Annotated in this window: 17 protein-coding genes; 9 read left to right on the plus strand and 8 right to left on the minus strand. The window is 63.0% G+C overall.

Annotation, left to right across the window (positions count from 1 at the left end):
- Window positions 1-462: 462 nt before the first annotated feature.
- Both OXI69_05515 and OXI69_05520 read left to right on the plus strand, forming a co-directional pair.
- On the plus strand, window positions 463-825 hold the full coding sequence (locus OXI69_05515) for a dihydroneopterin aldolase (GenBank protein ID MDE2665587.1): 363 nt from the start codon (window positions 463-465) through the stop codon (window positions 823-825).
- A gap of 31 nt (window positions 826-856) precedes the next feature.
- Entirely contained in the window at window positions 857-1,906 is a 1,050-nt protein-coding gene (locus OXI69_05520) for an NDP-sugar synthase (protein ID MDE2665588.1), read from the plus strand.
- A gap of 25 nt (window positions 1,907-1,931) precedes the next feature.
- Here OXI69_05520 and ribB read toward each other — a convergent pair whose 3' ends face one another.
- The 5 genes from ribB to OXI69_05545 all read right to left on the minus strand — a co-directional run bounded on the left by ribB (window position 1,932) and on the right by OXI69_05545 (window position 6,440).
- The gene (ribB, locus tag OXI69_05525) at window positions 1,932-3,056 is read right to left on the minus strand and encodes a 3,4-dihydroxy-2-butanone-4-phosphate synthase (GenBank protein ID MDE2665589.1); all 1,125 of its coding nucleotides are present in this window, start codon (window positions 3,054-3,056) and stop codon (window positions 1,932-1,934) included.
- Between the two features lie 104 nt (window positions 3,057-3,160).
- Window positions 3,161-3,811, minus strand: a complete 651-nt coding sequence (locus OXI69_05530) for a riboflavin synthase (protein ID MDE2665590.1) — start codon at window positions 3,809-3,811, stop codon at window positions 3,161-3,163.
- Between the two features lie 21 nt (window positions 3,812-3,832).
- Window positions 3,833-4,951, minus strand: coding sequence for a bifunctional diaminohydroxyphosphoribosylaminopyrimidine deaminase/5-amino-6-(5-phosphoribosylamino)uracil reductase RibD (gene ribD / locus OXI69_05535; GenBank protein ID MDE2665591.1), 1,119 nt, complete (start codon window positions 4,949-4,951; stop codon window positions 3,833-3,835).
- Between the two features lie 136 nt (window positions 4,952-5,087).
- Window positions 5,088-6,053 (minus strand): signal recognition particle-docking protein FtsY, encoded by a 966-nt coding sequence (ftsY, locus tag OXI69_05540; GenBank protein ID MDE2665592.1) that lies wholly within the window; start codon window positions 6,051-6,053, stop codon window positions 5,088-5,090.
- Between the two features lie 114 nt (window positions 6,054-6,167).
- On the minus strand, window positions 6,168-6,440 hold the full coding sequence (locus OXI69_05545; protein ID MDE2665593.1) for a hypothetical protein: 273 nt from the start codon (window positions 6,438-6,440) through the stop codon (window positions 6,168-6,170).
- A gap of 798 nt (window positions 6,441-7,238) precedes the next feature.
- Here OXI69_05545 and gltB point away from each other — a divergent pair.
- From gltB to thyX, 3 genes are all read left to right on the plus strand, one after another.
- A complete protein-coding gene (gene gltB, locus OXI69_05550; GenBank protein MDE2665594.1) occupies window positions 7,239-11,795 on the plus strand; it encodes a glutamate synthase large subunit in 4,557 nt (1,518 codons plus the stop codon).
- Between the two features lie 126 nt (window positions 11,796-11,921).
- Window positions 11,922-13,361 carry a glutamate synthase subunit beta gene (locus OXI69_05555; GenBank protein ID MDE2665595.1) on the plus strand — a complete coding sequence of 480 codons (1,440 nt, stop codon included), beginning with the start codon at window positions 11,922-11,924 and terminating at the stop codon, window positions 13,359-13,361.
- 149 nt (window positions 13,362-13,510) lie between these two features.
- Window positions 13,511-14,437, plus strand: a complete 927-nt coding sequence (gene thyX, locus OXI69_05560) for an FAD-dependent thymidylate synthase (GenBank protein MDE2665596.1) — start codon at window positions 13,511-13,513, stop codon at window positions 14,435-14,437.
- Between the two features lie 29 nt (window positions 14,438-14,466).
- Here thyX and OXI69_05565 read toward each other — a convergent pair whose 3' ends face one another.
- The 3 genes from OXI69_05565 to OXI69_05575 form a co-directional block, all read right to left on the minus strand.
- Entirely contained in the window at window positions 14,467-14,799 is a 333-nt protein-coding gene (locus OXI69_05565; protein MDE2665597.1) for a helix-turn-helix transcriptional regulator, read from the minus strand.
- Between the two features lie 547 nt (window positions 14,800-15,346).
- Complete coding sequence (locus OXI69_05570) at window positions 15,347-17,080, minus strand: NFACT RNA binding domain-containing protein (GenBank protein MDE2665598.1); 1,734 nt, start codon at window positions 17,078-17,080, stop codon at window positions 15,347-15,349.
- Window positions 17,073-17,681, minus strand: coding sequence for a Maf family protein (locus OXI69_05575; GenBank protein MDE2665599.1), 609 nt, complete (start codon window positions 17,679-17,681; stop codon window positions 17,073-17,075). The genes OXI69_05570 and OXI69_05575 overlap by 8 nt, the downstream gene beginning before the upstream one ends.
- 161 nt (window positions 17,682-17,842) lie before the next feature.
- On the opposite strand from OXI69_05575, the gene OXI69_05580 reads away from it, so the two are divergent.
- The 4 genes from OXI69_05580 (at window position 17,843) to gatC (ending at window position 20,202) form a co-directional block, all read left to right on the plus strand.
- Window positions 17,843-18,001, plus strand: coding sequence for a hypothetical protein (locus OXI69_05580; protein MDE2665600.1), 159 nt, complete (start codon window positions 17,843-17,845; stop codon window positions 17,999-18,001).
- 105 nt (window positions 18,002-18,106) lie between these two features.
- Window positions 18,107-19,249 carry a multiheme c-type cytochrome gene (locus OXI69_05585; GenBank protein ID MDE2665601.1) on the plus strand — a complete coding sequence of 381 codons (1,143 nt, stop codon included), beginning with the start codon at window positions 18,107-18,109 and terminating at the stop codon, window positions 19,247-19,249.
- Window positions 19,250-19,460: 211 nt separating this feature from the next.
- The gene (locus tag OXI69_05590; GenBank protein ID MDE2665602.1) at window positions 19,461-19,889 is read left to right on the plus strand and encodes a DUF721 domain-containing protein; all 429 of its coding nucleotides are present in this window, start codon (window positions 19,461-19,463) and stop codon (window positions 19,887-19,889) included.
- Between the two features lie 10 nt (window positions 19,890-19,899).
- On the plus strand, window positions 19,900-20,202 hold the full coding sequence (gene gatC / locus OXI69_05595) for an Asp-tRNA(Asn)/Glu-tRNA(Gln) amidotransferase subunit GatC (protein MDE2665603.1): 303 nt from the start codon (window positions 19,900-19,902) through the stop codon (window positions 20,200-20,202).
- Window positions 20,203-20,210: the final 8 nt, after the last annotated feature.

Here is a 20,210-nt window from a genome sequence, read left to right on the forward strand (position 1 = left end):
TATCACTCCCCCCTTGAGGGGGAGTCGGCGAGGCAAACGCGGCGTCCCTTCGACCGTGCCGCAGCCTGCAGCCGAGCCGGAGGGGGGCCAACGCGGCGCCCCGAAAGCCCCGCCCGCAGTCGAACCGGTGGGGGGGACGGAATCGGCGAGATCGCAGGATAGGAGATCCAGCCCGCCGTCGAGTCGGTGGGGAGCCCCAGTCTCCGAGGTTCGTAACAGGCCCCTGTTTCACTCTGTATGATCCGTCCCGTCGTCGGGGACGGGGGGGGCGCTATCCACCAAGGACAAAAAGAAATCCATGAAGGGGCGCGAAGGACGACGAAGGACCACCAAGGGGTTGGAGGAGGCTATAGAGGGATCTGTCACGGCGCGCTACGGGGAGAAGTTTCCCGACCGCGAACCATCCCGGTCACCCCCATGCTATCATCGGGCCGTTGTGAGTCGACGGGGGGCCGTGCGGCCATGGACAAGATTCTGCTGAGAGACATTCGACTGCAGATGAAAGTAGGAACCACCCGGGAAGAACGCGGTCGGGCCCAACCCTGCCGGGCCGACCTGACCCTGTGGAGGTCCCTGGAGAAAGCCCGGGACGGACGGTTGGACCAGACAGTCGACTATAGCGCGGTCTATGCCCAGGTCGAGAAGTTGTGCGAAAGCCGAACCTTTACCCTGCTGGAGGAAGCGGCTCTGCAGATCTGCCGAGAGGTGCTGAAGGACTTCCCGGTCAGGAAGGTCAGGGTTCGAATCGGCAAGACCAGTCCCTTCAGCGAGAAACTGGGTTTCGTCGGAGTCCAGGTGGAGCGGCGCCGGTCCTGGCTGTCCTGAATTCCGACCATTCCGGTTACGGGAGCTTTGCATGAAGGCGGTGATCCTGGCGGGCGGCGAAGGAACCCGGCTCAGGCCGTTGACCCTCCAGGTGCCCAAGCCGGTGGTTCCCATCGCCAACGTCCCTTTTCTGGGATATCAGCTCGACTTGCTGCGCCGCCACGGCGTCAGCGAGGCCATCCTGAGCCTGGGCTATCGGCCCGACAAGATCGAAGCGGAATTGGGAGACGGCAGCCGTTTCGGGATTCGGCTACGCTACGTGGTCGAGCAGTCTCCCCTGGGTACCGGCGGGGCCTTCAAAAACGCGGAGCCATTCCTGGACGGTACCGCTGTCGTTTTTAACGGGGACATTCTCTGCGACTTCGATCTGACGGAGATCCTTCGGTCCCACCGCCGGCGCGCGGCAACGGCCACCTTGACCCTGACCCGAGTCGACAACCCTTCCGCCTACGGATTGGTGGAAACCGGGCAAGATGGCCGAGTGGCGCGCTTCCTGGAGAAGCCCGGCCGCGACCAGGTCACCTGCGACACCATCAATGCCGGGCTCTATGTGCTGGAACCGGAAGTCCTGAAGACGATTCGGGCCGGCGTGAACACCTCCTTCGAAAGGGAGGTGTTTCCAGGTCTGCTGGCCGGCGGACTGCCGGTCTATGCCTATATTTCTCCGGGTTACTGGATTGACATAGGAACCCCACAAAAGTACCTGCAGGCTCACCGGGACATTTTTCAGGGGCGGTTTGTGTCGCCTGTATCCGGTTTCCGGTTCGACCCGGCGGAACCCCCTGAGCCCGAGGATTGCGTTGGCCTCGTGCGGAATTCGGTGGTCGCCGATTCGGTCCGCCTCGGGGACCAATCCCGGGTCCTCGGCTCGGCCATCGATCGAGACTGCCGGGTCGGAGAAGGGGCAGTCGTCGACGGTTCAGTGCTCTGGAAGGGGGTGCAGGTGGGAGAAGGGGCCCAATTGCGGGGGTGCATCCTGGGCAACGGCTGCCGCATCGGCCCCCACGCCGTGGTAGGGGAAGGGGTGGTCCTGGGAGACGATGCCCGCCTCTCGGCCAACAGCCGGCTCCCGTCTCCTTGAGGGAGATCTCCGGGCCGGCAGTCGGCTACCGCTTTTTCTCGGCCGGCTCGGCTTGAGTTGGAGTGACCGGGGTGGGCGCTTCGATGGGTATTTGTTCGACCACCCGAATCCCGTAACCCTCCAGTCCGACGATGCGGCGAGGGTGGTTGGTCAGCAGCCGAATTTGCTTGAGGTCCAGCCGGGAGAGAATCTGGGCGCCCGTGCCGTAGTCCCGCTGGGCTCGACGCCAACTGTAGACATCCGCCTCGGTGGAGGTCATGCCGTGGTAGGCGATGCGATGGCAGCCGTCCTCCTTCTTGAGCTGAAATCCCCTTCCGGTCTGGTGCAGGTAGAGCAGCACGCCGCTGCCGGCCTGGGCAATGGCCTGCATGCAGCGTTCGATCTGGGAACGGCAGTCGCACCGGATCGAATGAAAGACATCCCCCGTCAGGCAGTGGGAGTGAACCCTGACCAGCACCGGTTCCTCCGAACGAATGGTGCCGAACACCAGGGCCACGTGGGTCTCCTGCTCGATCTCGCTCTCGAAGGCCAGCATCCGGAAGGTGCCGAACTCGGTGGGCAGGTCGGCCTCGGCCACCAGCTTCACGAATGACTCGGTCCGCAGCCGGTATTTGATCAGATCGGCCACCGTAATCATCTTCAGCCCGTGTTCCGTGGCAAACCGGTGCAGTTCTCCGACCCGGGACATGCTGCCGTCGTCGTTCATGATCTCGCAGATGACGCCTGCCGGTCTCAAGCCGGCGATGCGTGCCAGGTCGACGGCCGCCTCGGTCTGACCGGCTCGAATCAGCACACCTCCTCGGCGGGCCCGCAGGGGGAACACGTGACCGGGCTTGACCAGGTCGCCGGGCCGGGTTTCGGGGTGGATGGCCGTCAGAATCGTCTGGGAGCGGTCAGCCGCCGAGATTCCCGTGGAGACTTTCCCTCTGGCCTCGATCGAAACGCAAAAGGCGGTGCCGTAGCGGGAGTTGTTCTCGTTCACCATCAGCGGAACCTGCAGCTCGTCCAGGCGTTCTCCCGTCAGGGAGAGACAGATCAGGCCCCGCCCGAACTTGGCCATGAAGTTGATGGCTTCCGGTGTCACCTTCTCGGCGGCGATGGTCAGGTCGCCTTCGTTTTCCCGATCCTCGTCGTCGACCACGATGAGCATCTTCCCCGACCTGATGTCCTCGATGGCCTCTTCAATGGTCGAAAAAAAGCTTTCCAATGGATTCCTCGGCAGGTCCCGGATGGAAGGGTTTTCTCGGGAACCGTCTATCGATACCCCTGGTCCCGGAGGTGCTGAACGGAAAGGCCGTCCTGGCTGCCGTCGTGTGTCCGGTGGCTCAGCGAGGCCTCCACGTACTTGGCCAGAATGTCGCACTCCAGATTCACCCGATCTCCGGGTTTTCGCTGGGATAGGTTGGTGTGTTCCAGCGTGTGGGGGATGATGGCCACTTCAAAGAAGCCTTTCCCCAGACCGGAGACCGTCAGGCTGATGCCGTCGACGGAGATGGACCCTTTCTCCACCACGTAGGCTCTCATCTCCGCGGGAAGCGAGAAGCGGAACAGGGCGAAGGCTTGCTGCTTTTCGATCCTGACCACTTGAGCGACGGCGTCCACGTGGCCCTGGACGAAGTGCCCCCCCAATCGCGCCGTGGGCAACAGGGGCAACTCCAGGTTGATGGAGTCCCCCGAGCGCAGATTGCCCAGGTTGGACCGCTCCAGCGTTTCCCGGGACAGGTCCGCCTGAAACCCCTTGCCGTCCCGGCCGGTCACGGTCAGACAGGCGCCGTTGACGGCCACGCTGTCGCCGGGCCGGAGTTCCGTGCTCAGAGCGGGGGCAAGCGCTTCCAGGCGGGCCGCGTCTCCGAGCCGCCTCAGCGACTTCACGCGACCGACGTCCTGGATGATTCCGGTAAACATCCCACCCCCGGCTCAATGCGGCTACTCCGAGGCGGCGCCCGAGCGCTGCGGGTACGCCTCGATCATGAGGTCGGGACCGATCCGTTCGACTCTGGAGAAGGCCAGCGGGGGCGCCTTGTCCAGCCCCGGGAAGCCGGCGCCTCCGAACATGGCGACTGCCTTTCCGCCCAGGATCCTGGGAGCCAGAAAGCAGACCAGCTTGTCGACGACCCGGCTGCGCAGGGCTTCGAAGTTGATCGTGGCTCCCCCCTCCATCAGGAGACCGACGACCTGGCGCCGCCCCAACTCCTCCAGGACCGGACCAAAGGCGATTCGGCCGCCGGTTCCCGCTGTCGGAATGACCTCGATCCCTGCTTGCTCCAGCTTGTGCCGCCGCTCAGGCTTGGGCCGCCGGCCGCAAAAAACGATTATATCACCCTGGTCCCGGCTGCTTGCCAGGCGGCTGTCGAGCGGGAGCCGCAGTCGAGAGTCGAGGACCACGCGCAGCAGGGGCCGGGTCCGCGGCTGCCCGCTGCGGTCGGTCAGGTAGGGGTCGTCCTGGAGCGCGGTTCCGATGCCGACCAGGATGGCGTCCGCCTCGAGGCGCATGCGGTGCACTCGTTGGCGAGACTCCAGACTGGTGATCCACTGGGGAGGGCCGTCGTCGGCGGCGATTCTGCCGTCCAGTGTGGCTCCAACCTTGGCGGTCACGAACGGTTTTCGGCTGGAAATGTACTTGGCGAAGGCTTCGTTGAGCCTGCGCGCCTCCTCCTCCCGGACCCCGGAAGTCACCTGGAGGCCGGCCGAGGTCAACCATTCAATGCCCTTGCCGGCCACCAGGGGATTGGGGTCTCTCATGCCCACCACCACCCGGGCGATGCCCGAGTCCACGATGGCCCGGCAGCAGGGCCCGGTGCGGCCCTGGTGGCAGCAGGGTTCCAGATTGACGTATAGGGTGGCTCCGCGAGCCTGGTCGCCGGCCTGCTCCAGGGCCCGGACCTCGGCGTGCTTGCGTTGGCCGTATCGATGAACGCCCTGGCCGACGACGCGGCCGTCCCGAACCAGGACCGCACCCACCATGGGATTGGGACTGGCAAGTCCCCTTCCCCGCAGGGCCAGCTCCAAAGCCTGTCCCATGTAGTAGTGGTCACGTTCGGACATGGTGGCGTGTCGCGGTCCGGCCGGCGTCAGCCGGCGCCGGATGAGCGGGTCGGGTTTGCAGCCGGAACGGTCCCGCGGGAATCCCCTGCGGCGGCCCGCGCCGGTGAGCGGTCGATAGACGGCCCCGGGCCGGCCCCTACGCCTCTCCGTCGAATAGGGAGGCGATGAAGTGCTCGGCTGAAAAGGGGACCAGGTCTTCGATCCGCTCGCCCACTCCCACGTAGCGGATGGGGATCCCGAGATCCCGCGCGATGCCGATGACGACGCCTCCCTTGGCTGTCCCGTCGAGCTTGGTCAATACGATCCCGCTGACACCGGTGGAGCGGGTGAACTCCCGGGCCTGCATCACCCCGTTCTGACCGGTGGTGGCATCCACCACCAGCAGAATCTGTTGGGGCGCTCCGGGAACTTCCCGTGCGGCAATCCGCTTCATTTTCTCCAGCTCGGCCATGAGGTTGTTCTTGGTGTGAAGTCGCCCTGCCGTATCCACGATCAGGATGTTCGCCTGCCTGGCCTTGGCGGCACGAATGGCGTCAAAGAGCACCGCGGCCGGATCGGAACCCGACTGCTGGCGGATGACCTGGGCTCCGGCCCGCTTCCCCCATGCTTCCAGTTGCTCCACCGCCGCCGCCCGAAAGGTGTCGGCGGCGCACACCAGCACCCTCCGCCCTTCCCGGACCCAAAGGCCCGCCAGCTTGCCGGCGGTGGTGGTCTTGCCCACGCCGTTGACCCCGACCACCAACAGCACCTGGAGGCCGGAAGAGGCGGGGCCGTCACCTGGGGCGGAACTGGCCTGCAAGATATCGAGGAGCTCCGATCGGATACAGGATTTGAGCTGGCCCGCGTCGTTGATGCGGTTCCGCTCTACCCGGTCCCTGACCCTGTCGAGGACCACTGTGGTGGTATCGATCCCGACATCGGCCCCCACCAGGATTTCCTCGATTTCCTCAAGCAGTTCCGGGTCTATCGCCTTCCGGCCCTGCAGCACCTCTTCCATGCGGGCCACCAGGTTCCTGCGGGTCGACGACACTGCCGCCTTGAACCTGCCCAGAAGACCGTCCCGGGGTTGCCGATCGTCGCGGGCGCCGCCCGGATTGCCCATGCCTGCCTCCACCGAACTCGTTTCTCCGGGCGCTAATCTTAACACAGGGAAAATGGGCGTCAGGAAGGCGGCAGTCAGCCCTGCTGGACTCGGAGGCCGGGAGACTGCGGCGGCCTATCGCTTTTCGCAGGCGACGCTCTTGGGAGGGGTTCGGGAGCAGGCGATGGAGTCGGTCATTCCCGAGGAGAGCTGGGCGCAGGCGGTGTCGAGGGCCGTTCGCAGAGCCTCGGCCTCGGTGGCTCCAACGGCCTTGCGACAGTCGGTCCTCCCTCTGAACTCCATGCAGACCTCGCAACTGTACTGGTCCAGCGCCATGGAGGAATAGACGATATACCCCAGTACGGCCAGCAGGGAGACGGCAATGAGGATCCGGGTGCCTTTAGACATGGAGGCAAGATTATACGTTAGTCGCAGCGCCCTCGGCCACCCCGCGACGGTTGCGAAGGGCGGGTGTTTTCCGCAACGGTCGCAAAAGATTGATCCACGAAGGAACACGAAGGACGACGAAGGGCCACGAAGAAAGACCAAATCGGCACCAGTTTCAGAGACCTCAGGAACCATTGCCGGGCGGTGCCGTCGTTGGCCCCCGAGAAGATCCGGCACAGGGTAACGACGGGCCGGTTTTCTCCAGAAAATCCTGTTTCCGGCCATTTCACGGCCCCGGCAAGCAACGCGGGTTAACGACGAAGAGCAGATCCGTCCCAAGGCATTCAGTCGTTCTTGGTGTGTCTTCGTCGTCCTTCGTGTGACTTTGTGGATCACTCTTTTTTGTCCCTCCGTGGAAAATTCCCCATGAGACAGGACCCTGCTCCCTCTATCAACATCCTTTATCGAAAACATAAATATTATAAATTTAGTTTGCTGCCGCCTTTCTTCTAGAATTTGGCGGGAGCCGTTTCTTCATCAAGGATTGTCCTCGGGCTTCAGCTCATTCCAACCGAGTTTCAGGCAGGACAAGCAAGACTTCTCGGGTCCGAATTTGGTACAATCCTTGGTTCGATGAGTCAAGATGCCCTTTCCGGCTGTCAATCAAGTTTGCTGGCTTCCCCAACTCAAGCACCTTTAGCCAACTGATTTAGCTGGAAGGCAGCACCGCGGGGCCTTTCGAGGATCCGCCGGTGCCGGCTTCGTGGGCGTTGCTGTCGCCATTTGACGGCAGGCTTGACTGAGGTTCAGAAGATTTCCATGCGTCAGGACGGACTGCCGAAAAAACAGGGGTTGTACGACCCTCGCTTTGAGCGGGACAGTTGCGGGGTGGGTTTCGTGGTCAACGTGGATGGGGACCGCAGCCACCTCATTGTCCGCCAGGGATTGGAAGTGCTTTCCAACCTGGCTCATCGTGGGGCCTGCGGTTGCGATCCGGAGACGGGAGATGGGGCCGGAGCCCTCATCCAGATTCCCCATGAATTCCTGCAACGAGACTGCCGGGCTCTTGGGCTGCAGCTCCCTCGGGCGGGGGAATACGGGGTGGGGATGGTCTTCCTGCCGCGAGAGGTGGAGGCCCGTGCCCGGCTGGAGGGGGTCCTGGAGGAAGTGATCGCGGCCGAGGGGCAAGACCTGCTGGGATGGAGGGATGTGCCCGTCGACAGCCAGGCCATCGGCAGCCTGGCTCGAGAATCGGAGCCGGTCATTCGCCAGGTCTTCATCGGCAAAAGCGCCGGCTTGAAGCGGGAAGCCGACTTTGAGCGCAAGCTGTACGTCGTGTGCAAACGGGTGGAGCGGGAGGTGGAGAGACGGGGTCTGGACCACGGCGAGAGTTTCTACATCGCCAGCCTGTCGGCCGCCACCGTGGTCTACAAGGGCCTCCTGACCGCACCCCAGATCCCGGCTTACTATCGGGATCTGGCCGATCCTGCAGTGAAGAGCGCCCTGTGTCTGGTCCACTCGCGCTTCAGCACCAACACCTTCCCTTCCTGGAAACTGGCCCATCCCTACCGCTACCTGGCCCACAACGGAGAGATCAACACGCTTTGCGGCAACCGCAACTGGATGCGGGCCCGTTCCAAGACGCTCTCCTCGGATCTCTTCGGGGAGGACCTTCCCAAGATATTCCCGTTGGTGTCCGATACGGCCAGCGACAGCGCCACCATCGACAACGCCCTGCAGTTCCTGGTCCAAGGCGGCCGTTCGCTGGCCCACTCGGTGGTGATGCTGATCCCCGAGGCCTGGAACAAGGACATTCGCATGGACCCCGACAAGCGGGGTTTCTACGAGTACCATTCCTGTCTGATGGAGCCCTGGGACGGTCCGGCTTCTATTGCCTTTACCGACGGAACCCGCATCGGCGCGGTGCTCGACCGGAACGGTCTGCGTCCTTCCCGTTATGTGGTCACCAAGGAAAACCTGGTGGTGATGGCTTCCGAAGTGGGTGTGCTGGATCTGCCCGAGGAGCGAATCCTCTACAAGGGCCGGCTCCAACCCGGCAGGATGTTTCTGGTCGACACACAGCAGGGCCGCATCATCGACGACTCCGAGCTCAAGCAGGCCCTCACCACCCGAAAGCCCTATCGGCAGTGGGTCGAAGCCAACCGGATCGAGCTTTCCCAGCTGCCGCCCGCACCGGCCGACAAGGATCTGGTGGTCGAAGATCTGCTGACCCAGCAGCAGGCCTTCGGGTATACGGTGGAAGACCTCCGATTGTTGATGGCCCCCATGGCCAGGAACGGCGAAGAAGCGGTCGGGTCCATGGGAACGGATACGCCGCTGGCGGTTCTCTCCAACAAGTCGCCGCTGCTCTACAACTACTTCAAACAACTCTTCGCCCAGGTGACCAACCCGCCCATCGATTCCATCCGGGAAGAGATGGTGATGTCGGTAGAGAGTTATATCGGCAGCGAGCAGAATCTCCTGGACGAAACCCCCCGGCACGCCCGCCTGCTCAAGTTGCAGTGCCCCGTGCTGACCGATCTCGAGCTGGGTCGAATCCGGCACGCCTCGGTCAAGGACTTCAGCGCCACGACCTTGAAGATGCATTTCCCTGAAGGAGCCGGAGGCGGCGGAATGGAGACCGCCCTGGAGGCGCTCTGCCGCCAAGCTTCCCAGGCGGTGAGCCGGGGGCACAACATCATCATTCTCTCCGATCGCGGTGTCGATGCCGAAAGGGTGCCTATCCCGGCCCTGCTGGCGACGTCGGCCGTCCACCACCACCTCATTCGGGAGGGCACCCGGACCAAGGTCGGCATCGTGGTGGAAACCGGCGAGGCTCGGGAGGTCATGCACTTTGCGCTCCTGATCGGTTTCGGGGCCGGGGCGGTGAACCCCTACCTGGCCTTCCGGACCTTGGCCGACATGGTGGCGCAAAAGCTCTTTCGTCCCGAAGTCACCGAAGAGCTTGCCTTCAAGAACTACATCAAGTCCATCAACAAGGCATTGCTCAAGATCATTGCCAAGATGGGGATTTCCACCATCCAGAGTTACCGGGGAGCTCAGATCTTCGAAGCCATCGGGCTGAATTCACGCTTGGTCGAACGCCACTTCACCGGCACCGCCTCTCGTATCGAGGGCATCGGCCTGGAGGTTCTGGGGCGAGAGGGTATCGCCCGGCACCGACAGGGTTTCCCCAAGGCACAGTCCCGGAAACACCTGCTGGACGTGGGCGGACAATATCAGTGGCGGCGCGACGGCGAGTTTCACCTGTTCAACCCGGAGTCGGTGGCCAAGCTGCAGGTGGCCACCCGTCACGGCGACTACCGCCTGTTCAAGCAGTACTCCACCTTGATCAACGACCAGAGCAGAAACATGTGCACGCTCAGGGGCCTGTTCAAGCTCAAGAAGGGCGACCCCGTTCCGCTGGATGAGGTCGAGCCTGCCTCCGAGATCGTGAAGCGGTTCGCTACCGGGGCCATGTCCTTTGGGTCCATCAGCAAGGAGGCCCACGAGAACCTGGCCATCGCCATGAACCGTATCGGGGCCAAGAGCAATACGGGCGAGGGAGGGGAGGACCCGGCCCGCTACATCCGAGATCCCAACGGGGACTGGCGCCGCAGCGCCATCAAGCAGGTGGCTTCGGGGCGCTTCGGAGTGACGGTCGAGTACCTGGTCAACTCGGAGGAGCTTCAGATCAAGATGGCCCAGGGGGCCAAGCCGGGAGAAGGGGGCCAGTTGCCTGGACACAAAGTGGACAAGGTGATCGCCCGGGTGCGCCACTCCACCCCGGGAGTTTCGCTGATATCGCCTCCGCCCCACCACGACATCTACTCCATCGAGGATCTGGCCCAGTTGATTCACGACCTCAAGAACTCCAATCCGCGGGCCAGGATTTCAGTGAAGTTGGTGGCCGAAGTGGGGGTGGGTACGGTGGCGGCGGGGGTTTCCAAGGCTCACTCCGACGTGGTGCTCATCAGCGGGCACGACGGAGGAACGGGCGCTTCTCCGCAGACCTCCATCAAGCATGCTGGCGTTCCCTGGGAGCTGGGCCTGGCGGAAACCCAGCAGACCCTGGTACTCAATGACCTGCGGGGCCGCATCGTGGTTCAGACCGATGGCCAGCTCAAGACGGGCCGGGACGTGGCGGTGGCCACCCTGCTGGGCGCCGAGGAGTTCGGCTGCGCCACGGCTCCGCTGGTGGCTTCCGGGTGCATCATGATGCGCAAGTGCCATCTCAACACCTGCCCGGTAGGCGTTGCCACCCAGGATCCGGTGTTGAGGCGCAAGTTTTCCGGCAAGCCCGAATACGTCATCAACTTCTTCACCTTCGTGGCCGAGGAACTGCGTGAAATCATGGCGGAGATGGGCTTTCGCAGGGTGGAGGACATGGTAGGCCGGTCGGATCGCCTGGACGTGACCGACGCGGTCGAGCACTGGAAGGCGATGGGGCTGGACTTCACCCGCATCTTCTACAGGCCCCAGGTTCCGGAGCGGGTCGCCACCCACAAGGTTCAGGAACAGGACCACGGTCTGGAGAAGGCGCTGGACCATCAGTTGATTGCCGATTGCCGGGAATCGCTGGAGAAAGGAACCCGGATTTCCCTCAGCTATTCCATCAGAAACTCCCAGCGCACGGTGGGCACCATGCTGAGCTCCGCTCTGGCAGAAGTCCACGGCAATTCCGGGCTTCCCGAAGATTCCATTCAGGTGGATTTTCGCGGTTCGGCCGGCCAAAGCTTCGGGGCTTTTCTGGCGGCCGGTGTCACCTTCAGGCTGGAAGGCGACGCCAACGACTACATCGGCAAAGGGTTGTCGGGCGGCAAGTTGGTTGTGTTTCCGCCCAGGGAGGCGACCTTCAAGGCCGAGGACAACATCCTCATCGGAAACGTGGTGCTCTACGGCGCCACCGGGGGCCAGGCCTACTTCCGGGGGGTGGCCGGGGAGCGATTTGCGGTGCGCAACAGTGGCGCTCGGGCGGTCGTGGAAGGAGTGGGGGACCACGGATGCGAGTACATGACCGGCGGGGTGGCCGTGGTGCTGGGCGAGACCGGACGCAACTTTGCCGCCGGCATGAGCGGAGGCATCGCCTTCGTGCTGGACGAGTCGGGACACTTCAGCCGGAACTGCAACCACAGCATGGTGGATCTTGAGCCGGTGGTGGAGCCTGCCGACCTGGAGACCCTCAAGGGGATGATCTCGCGGCACCGGCGTTTCACCGGGAGTGCGGTTGCGGACAGGGTGCTGCGGGATTGGGAGGCGTTGCTACCCAAGTTCGTGAAAGTGATGCCCGTGGACTACCGGAGAGTCCTCCGGGAGTTGGAAAAGGCCCGGGCTGCCCAAGCTGACCGCGAGCAGACCCCGGCCCTGTCGAGTTAGCTCAATCACCGGAAAGACAAATCAGGATACAGCGGTTCCAGATGGTGTTCTGTATTTCTCGGACAGGACACTAGGGTTCAGGGAGGGCCGCAGGGCTCCTTTCAGTGGCTCCGAGGCGGAGAAGCCATGGGAAAAGTGACGGGATTCATGGAAATCGGCCGGAAGATGGCCCCCCGCCGACCCGTGGACGAGCGCCTCAAGGACTGGTTCCAGGTGTACCGGGAACCTGCCGACTCCCTGGTGCAGAGCCAGGGGGCCCGCTGCATGGATTGCGGCATTCCCTTCTGCCACACCGGTTGTCCTCTGGGAAACATCATTCCGGACTGGAACGACCTGGTCTATCGAAACCGCTGGCAGGAAGCCATCCAGGTACTGCACAAGACCAACAACTTCCCCGAGTTTACCGGTTGGGTCTGCCCTGCGCCCTGCGAAGAGGCCTGTGTGCTTGGAATCAACGACAAACCGGTTACCATCAAGCAGATCGAAATCAGCATCATCGAGCATGCCTTCCGTGAAGGCTGGATCAAACCGACGCCTCCCGCCGTTCGTACCGGGAAAAAGGTGGCCGTGGTGGGTTCGGGTCCGGCCGGCCTGGCCTGCGCGGACCAGTTGAACAAGGTGGGCCACCGGGTCACCGTGCTTGAACGCGCCGACCGCATCGGGGGGCTGCTGACCTATGGAATTCCCGATTTCAAGCTGGAAAAGTGGGTGGTGCGGCGTCGCCTCGATCTGATGCGGGAAGAGGGTGTCCTCTTCAGGACCGGGGCCAACGTCGGATTCAACGTGGCGGTGGAGGATCTGAGGCGGGACTTCGACGCTCTGGTTTTGGCGGGCGGGGCCACCAAGGCCCGCGACTTGCCCGTCCCGGGCCGGGAGCTGGACGGCATCCATCTGGCCATGGATTATCTGCCGCAGCAGAACCGGCGGGTGGCTGGAGACCGGAAGATTCCAGGGAAGGGCATCACCGCCAAGGGCAAGCGAGTGACCATCCTGGGCGGCGGAGATACGGGTTCGGACTGCCACGGGACGGCTCTCAGGCAGGGAGCCCGCTCGGTGCGCTCCTGGGAACTCCTGCCCAAACCTCCGCCTGAACGGACTCCCTCCATGCCGTGGCCCTACTGGCCGATGATCCTGAGAACCTCCTCTTCCCACGAAGAGGGCGGCTTTCGGGACTGGAGCATCAACACCAAGCGGTTTAGCGGCTCCAATGGTCGAGTGGAAAAGCTGCATGCGGTTCGCGTCGAATTCGGAGAACCCAACCAAAACGGACGCCGTCCCATGCGGGAAGTGGCGGGAAGCGAGTTTGAGGTGGAGACCGAGCTGGTGTTGCTGGCGCTGGGTTTCCTGGGACCGGAGTCCGACGGCATGCTGAAGCAATTGGGGGTCAAGCTGGATGCTCGCGGCAATGTGGAGGCGGACGGCGACTACATGAGCAGCCAGCCGGGAGTCTTTGCGGCCGGTGACATGCGGCGAGGACAGTCGCTGGTGGTCTGGGCCATCGCCGAGGGCCGCTTGGCCGCTCGCGGTGTGGACCGGTTTCTGATGGGATCGACCGATCTGCCCTGATCGGCCCCCGAGCCGGCCCGCCGGTCGAGCCTGATTCCCGGTCTTCTCCCCAGTCAATCCCGGTCCCGGGCTTGATTACCCCCGTTCCCCCGGCGCCAACCCATTCCCGCCGTCAGCGGGAGAATCCTTGATCGAGGTCACGACTCCTCATGGACGGTAGCGGCAAGATCGAGCGCCTCAGCGTTCCGGCGCTGGACGAAATCCTCGGGGAGCCCTTCAAGGTCCTGAATGATGGCTTCATCCGCTTGATCGACTACATGGGTTCGGATGAGGCCATCGTGCAGGCCGCCCGTGTCTCCTACGGGAAGGGAACCAAGAAGGTCCACCAGGACCGCGGCTTGATTCGATACCTGATGCGGCACCGTCACACGACTCCCTTCGAGATGTGCGAAATCAAGCTGCACGTCCGGGTGCCGATGGACTGCTGGCGCCAGTGGATCCGCCACCGAACGGCCAGTGTCAACGAGTACTCGACCCGCTATTCCGAGGCTATCGATTCGGCTCAACTGACCGGTGACGACCAGTGGCGGGAGCAATCCCGGGGCAACCGCCAGGGCAGCACGGGATTCCTGACCCGCGAAGTCGGCTCGGAGCTTTCCGAAGGAGAATCAATTCTGATTCAGGATAGCCGCCGGCTCTACCGCGAACGCCTGGAGGCCGGCGTCGCCAGAGAGCAGGCTCGCAAGGACCTTCCGCTCTCAACCTATACCGAGGCCTACTGGAAGATCGACCTCCACAACCTGTTGCACTTCCTGGCCCTGAGAATGGATGCCCACGCCCAGTGGGAGATCCGCAGCTACGCCACCGTCATCGGCGAGGAAATTCTCAGCCGCTGGTGCCCCATCACCTGGGAAGCCTTCCAGGACTACCGTTTTCATTCCACCGCCCTTTCCCGACGGGAGCAGCAGATTATCCGCATGCTGGCCGCCGACTGCCCGGAGGAAGCCAAGGAACTGGCTTCTCAATTCGGGCTTCTCAACTATGACGGCCCCCGCCTCAAGCCCAACCGCGAGCGCAAGGAGCTGGAGGAGAAGCTTCAGTCCCTGAACTTCAAGATTCCCTGGTTGGATGGATAGATTGGCGGATATGCGGGCCAGTCGCCCCTTCAATCCAGGAGGGTGTCAATCCTTGTGTCCAGCGCTGCCGCAATGCGGTTCAAGGCCTTCACGGAGCCGGTCTTGAGACCTCGTTCGATTTCGGAGAGATAGCCGTTGGCAAACCCCGTCTTTTCGGCCAGAGCTCTCAGCGTCATGCCGCGAAACGCCCGCCAGGCAGCGACTGGGTTCTCCCCGTCCATGATTCTCAGAAAGACCTCGTGCGGGATGCGGCTCCCATCATCGGCTTCCCTGGCCGCCACCAAATCTTCCAGCTCTTCCTGACGAGCAATCAGGGCGTCGTAGTCCGCCCGACTCAGCGTAACGGTTTCGGTCTCAGACATAGGCTTCCCTCCGATGACGCACTCTCAAGACAACCATGACGGTCAATTCGCCGGCTTGGTCCCACTTGAAGATGATCACTCTTATCTTGTCGCTTCCGGCAAGTCCAGCCGCCGCCCTGGTGTGCGGATCATTGGAGGAAGAAACTGCCGATGGTTGTTAAAGAGGAACCACGAATGGACACGAATACCGAAGGAGCTCCTTTGCTGCGACGGAGTCAGGGGATGAAGCCCACCCGGGAGCGCGGGCGTCCCGCCCGCACAAGACTTGGCACAGCCTGGTTCATCTCCTCCACCTGCCTCGACCGGCAACGGCGCCAGGACTCTGCTTCGGCCGAGCCCATGCCGTACCCGCCGGCAGGGTGGCCGGGCGCCACATCACAGGGAAACTGAGCGGCACGAATCGGGATAGCAAGCGGGCGGGACGCCCGCGCTCCCGGGTGGCGCCTCTTCCAATCGCTCTTGCTCCTCAAGAGGGCGTGCACGGGATTGCATGAACTCAGCCAGTGCCGATGCGGCACAGCCGTCGCGCTTCGTGGCTCTTCGTGGATCACTCTTTTTTTGTTTCAGGCAGGTCGGGAATGCAGGGGTGGACGGCGATGGACTGAAAGCGCCTGAGCCGGACGACACCCGGCTTTCCTCCCTTGGGCCTGGTGACGAACTTTTTCTGCGTATAGTGCACCTCGACCCGGGGTGCGTTGCGGGCCTGGCTGAAATAGGCGGCCAACTGGGCTGCTTCCAGCAGCGAGGGCCCCGAGGGCTCAGAGCGCCTGTCGGGATTTCGCAGCACCACATGGGATCCCGAATATCCCGCCACATGCAGCCAGAAGTCGTGGCCGTGAGCCACTTTGCCCGTCAAGGCGTCGTTTTGCCGGTTCCCCCTGCCCACCAGAATGGTCGACCCCTCCGATGAAACAAACCGGCGAGCCAGCTTCGAAAGTTCCGCCCTTGCCTCTTCCCTGGAAGAGCGGCGCGGTCCGGCCCCGGACGGCGTCGGCGAAGGGATTGGATCCGGACGTGCGGGCGCCGGCTCCGGCTCGGCCGGAGAGGTTGTCCGGTCAAGCTGCTCCTGTTTTTCCTCCAGGGCGGCAAGCTCTGCCCGAACCGCTTCCAGCCGAGTCAGAATCCTGGGAATGGCGCGGCTCGACTTCCGGAAATGCCGCGCATAGCGGGTGGCGTTCTGGAGCGCCGTGAGCCGGGGCTCCAGGGGAATCGTCACCTCGGGTTGATCCGGCTGAAACAGGTCCGGAAGGCGCACGGATGTCCGGCCCGCGGGCAACCCCGGAGCCTGGGCCAGCAGCAGGTCGCTGTATCTCTTGAAACCTTGGCCCCGGCGGTTCTTTTCCAGGTCCGTTTCCAGGTCTTTCAGCAGTCGGGTCAGCTTCCTGCCTCGCCGTCGCAACCGCGAGAGCCGGCCCTGGCGCCCTTGGAACCACTCTTGGCGATCCTGGTAAAGCCGACAGGTCTCGGCCACGGCGGCGTTCATGTTGGGGAATTCCCGATGAGGAAAACCCCCCAGGTGGGTTAGCGGGAAAGGAGTGCAGATCCAGGGTTGGCTGTCCTTGGCGGGTGGGTAAGTTCGAGGAGTAACGGGTCCATGCCGCACCCGCTGAATCATTTCCTGTATACATTCCCACGACCCCTCCGGGTCCGTCTGGCATCGGTGAACGATCTCTCGAAGGAAGAGAGGACTCAGACCTCGGATTCCCTTCCCGGGGCGACCGTCCCGGGCGGTCCTTGGACTCTTCCTTCCGGACCCCCGGCAGGCATCCAGGATCAGGTCGTGGAGCACCTGCCTGTCGAGGCTTTCCAGGCCGGAACCGGCGCCGGACGCCGGACCGGCGGCAGGCTGATGGGGTCTAAAGGCTCGCAGAACGCGGCCCTGGTCGTCTTGCAGGAAGGCGTTGACCCGCAGGGGAATCAGTTCCAGGCGCAGAAGGTGGGTTCTGGCTGAAGAAGGCCACTTTACCTCCTCGATGGCGAGGGTAACCGACCGATCTCCCAGCTCTTTTTCGACGGCGACGATGGCGCCCCCCGTCAGGTGGCTCCGTAACGAAAGAAGCCAGTCGCTCGAGGCAGTCGGCGAGTCTGCCGGTGATTCTTTGGGCCGCAAGTAGAGACAGGGGAGTTGCTGATCCAGAATCACAACCAGGTCGAACGGGGAGGGGCGATGCAGCGAGAAGAGGAATTGGCGGTCATCGATTTGCCTGACCTTGCGAATTCTCTTCTGAGGCAGCAAGTCCCGGAGTTCCTGCACCAGCGCCTGTAGGCAGAAATTATCCATCGGGCGGGAACCCCAATTGCATGAGTGTCCTGTGGAGGTGGGCCAGGGGCAGCCCGACGACGTTGAAGTAGCAGCCGTGGATATGCTGAACGAATCGGGAGGCGTAGCCTTGAATTGCATAGGCTCCGGCTTTTCCCAGGGGCTCGCCGGTGGACACGTATTCCTGGATGTCTCTATCGGAAAGCGCCGCGAAGCGGACCGTAGTCTCGACGTAGCTGGCATGCCGGAGTTGCCGGTGCCGGATGCAGATGCCCGTCAACACCTCATGGGTGCGGTCGCTCAGTTTGCGCAGCATGACGCCCGCCGCCTCCATGGAGTCCGGCTTTCCCAGAACCTCGGAGCCGCAGACCACCACCGTATCGGCTCCGACCACCCAGGCGTCCGGTCGGGTATCGCGGACGGCTTCGGCCTTGGCCCGGGCCAGACGCGTCACCAATCGGGTGGCGGATTCACCCCGCCGCGGTTCCTCCGGCACGCCGCTAGCCCGGACCTCGAAGTCGAACCGGAGCAGCTTTATCAGCTCCTGTCTTCTGGGCGAGGCGGATGCTAGAATCAGGCGTGGGGAGGGAGAGTTGAGTCCGGCGGGCATGTGGCTGGACATCCTTGAAATGCCTCCCGAAAGCGGCCGTCATGGAGAGTCCGGGCCGCCGATCCACCAGCTGGCCCGCCCGGTTTACAAACTTCCGGGCGGTATGATAGAAAAGGTCCATTCCGGGGTTCCGGCCACCCGGTACCGGCCTGCCTGCGAGGAGGATGTTTCCATTGATCGATAGGCGTTTGCGCTATGGCGCCGGCTTTGTTTTGTCCGTGCTGGCGGTCATTGGCCAGGTCCGATCGGCGCCCCAAATCCAGAGTTCCGATTTCGACTTCAGCATCTATTTTACCGGAAACGTTCGGGGGAATCTCGAACCCTGCGGCTGACCGCGCAATCCCGCGGGCGGTCTTGCTCGCCGAGCAAACATCATCAGGGAGAGGACCCGGGAGTTTCCCGCCCGTCCGGCCCTCCAGGTGGAGATCGGCAACTTCATGCAGCGGCTGGGTCCTGATCGGGCGATCAAGAACGAGTGGCTCTGGCAGGGGATGGAGCTGCTGGGAGTCGAGGTTTTCAACATCGGGGGCAACGACGTCGAGGAACTTCAGGCCCTGGGAGTGGAACTCGGCAAAAACGGGCGGTTTATCTCCGCCAACCTGCTTTCCGACCAATCGGGCGATCCGCTGCTCGATCCCTATGTGATCAAGACCATGCCGCCGACGCCCTCCGCCTCCGCTTTCCGGGTCGGCTTCATCGGATTTGCGGTCAGCAAACATTCCTCCGGGAGCGGTGCGAGCTACCGCTGGGGGAATCCATCCGAGAGCGCGGAGAAATGGCTGCCCGAGTTGAGAGAGAAGTGCGACTACGTGATTGCACTGGCCTGCATGCCCCTTGGCGATGCCATCCAGTTGGCTATCGACCACAACGGCATCGATATGATTCTCAACGGATTCGAGCATCAAACGGCGATGCCGCCCATCAAGATCAGCCGGTCGACCATCGTATACGCCGAAGACGAAGCCAAGAGCCTGGGGGAATTGCGCTTTTCGATGAAATCGGGCCGGGCGGCAGTGCAGCCCTTGAATCATCGCTTGACCCGTCGTGTGGCCGACGACCCCGATATGGCAGCCTTTATGGTGAAGGCCAAGGCCGACATCTCGGCCAAACAGACCGCGATGGCTCTAGAAACCGCCCAGGCCGACGGTCACGAGCACCACGGTCACGACCACGGCCATAGCCACAGCCACGGCAGCCACCGGCATCACGCCGATTCCGATTTTGTAACCTCCCAAACCTGCGGGACCTGTCATGTGGAGGCCTTCCAGATTTGGGAAAGCTCGGCCCACGCCCATGCCATCGACATCCTTGTCAGGGAAAGGAAGGAGTTCGATACCCAGTGTGTCATCTGCCACGTGACCGGTTCGGGGCAGCCGGGTGGGTTTGAAGATCTCTATCGCACCGCCCACCTGGCAAACGTTCAGTGTGAGGCCTGCCACGGTCAGGGTCGGAAACACAGCCAGCAGCCGACCGTGGTCAAGATGGAGCCGCTGGGGCCGAATTCCTGTGTGACCTGCCACAATCGGTCCAACAGCCCCGAGTTCGAGTTCGTGTCCTACTGGGAAGCCATCAAGCACTGACAGGCTGTTTAGTGGAGAGTGATTAGTGATCAGTGGTCAGTGATCGGTGTTTAGTGAAGCGCTTCGGGAATGGTCAAGCGCCCATGAGCCGGGTGCATTTTAGATGGACTTCGCGGAGATCGACGAAGGGAATAACGCATCGATTTAAACAACTAGCCACTATCCACTGACCACTATCCACTCCTTCCGAAACCGGGGGCTTTCGGACAAGATGAAACCGCTTGCGAGCTTGCTTCCCGATCTCTTCCGTCAGTACGCGGCCGATGGACACTGGCCGGAGCAGGTGGCGGCGGCTCTCTGGAATGAGATCGTGGGCGAGCACCTGGCCCGTCGTACCCGGCCTGTCGAAGTCAGTCGATCCAGGCTGGTGGTTGCGGTGCCCTCGTCCAGCTGGAAGCGGCAATTGCGCGCCCTCCGGGGGGAGATCGTGAAACGGCTCAACCAGGCGCTCGGCACCGACATTACCCGGGTGGCGTTCCGGATCGACTCCACGGTGGAGCAAGCGCCGCCGACACCGCCCCCAGCACCTCCCAGGAGAATTTCGACTCCCGTCGAGCTGCCCCTTCACGGGATTGCGGACAAGGAGCTTCGAGCCAGGATCCAGGCGGCTGCCGCAGCCTGCCTGGATCGGAGAAAGTGAGGATTCCGACATGAAAATCGATGGCGCACGGGTGGACTACATCGCCAATCTGGCCCAGTTGGCGGTGACCGAAGAGGAAAAGCGGGAACTCATCGGCCAGATGAATTCCATTCTGGATTACGTGGAGCAGTTGAACCGACTGGACACCAGTGGTATCGAGCCTACCGCGCAGGTCGTCCATACCTCGGAGCAGAACTATAGCTGGCGGGCCGACCGGTCCCGGTCGGGATTCTCCCAGGAACAGTCGTTGGGCAATGGTCCCGCAACCGGGTCGGGTCACTTCAAGGTGCCGAAAGTGATCTCGGAGAAGTAATCCGGTTC

It is taken from the genome of Acidobacteriota bacterium, from assembly GCA_028875575.1.
Lineage (GTDB): Bacteria > Acidobacteriota > Terriglobia > Versatilivoradales > Versatilivoraceae > Versatilivorator.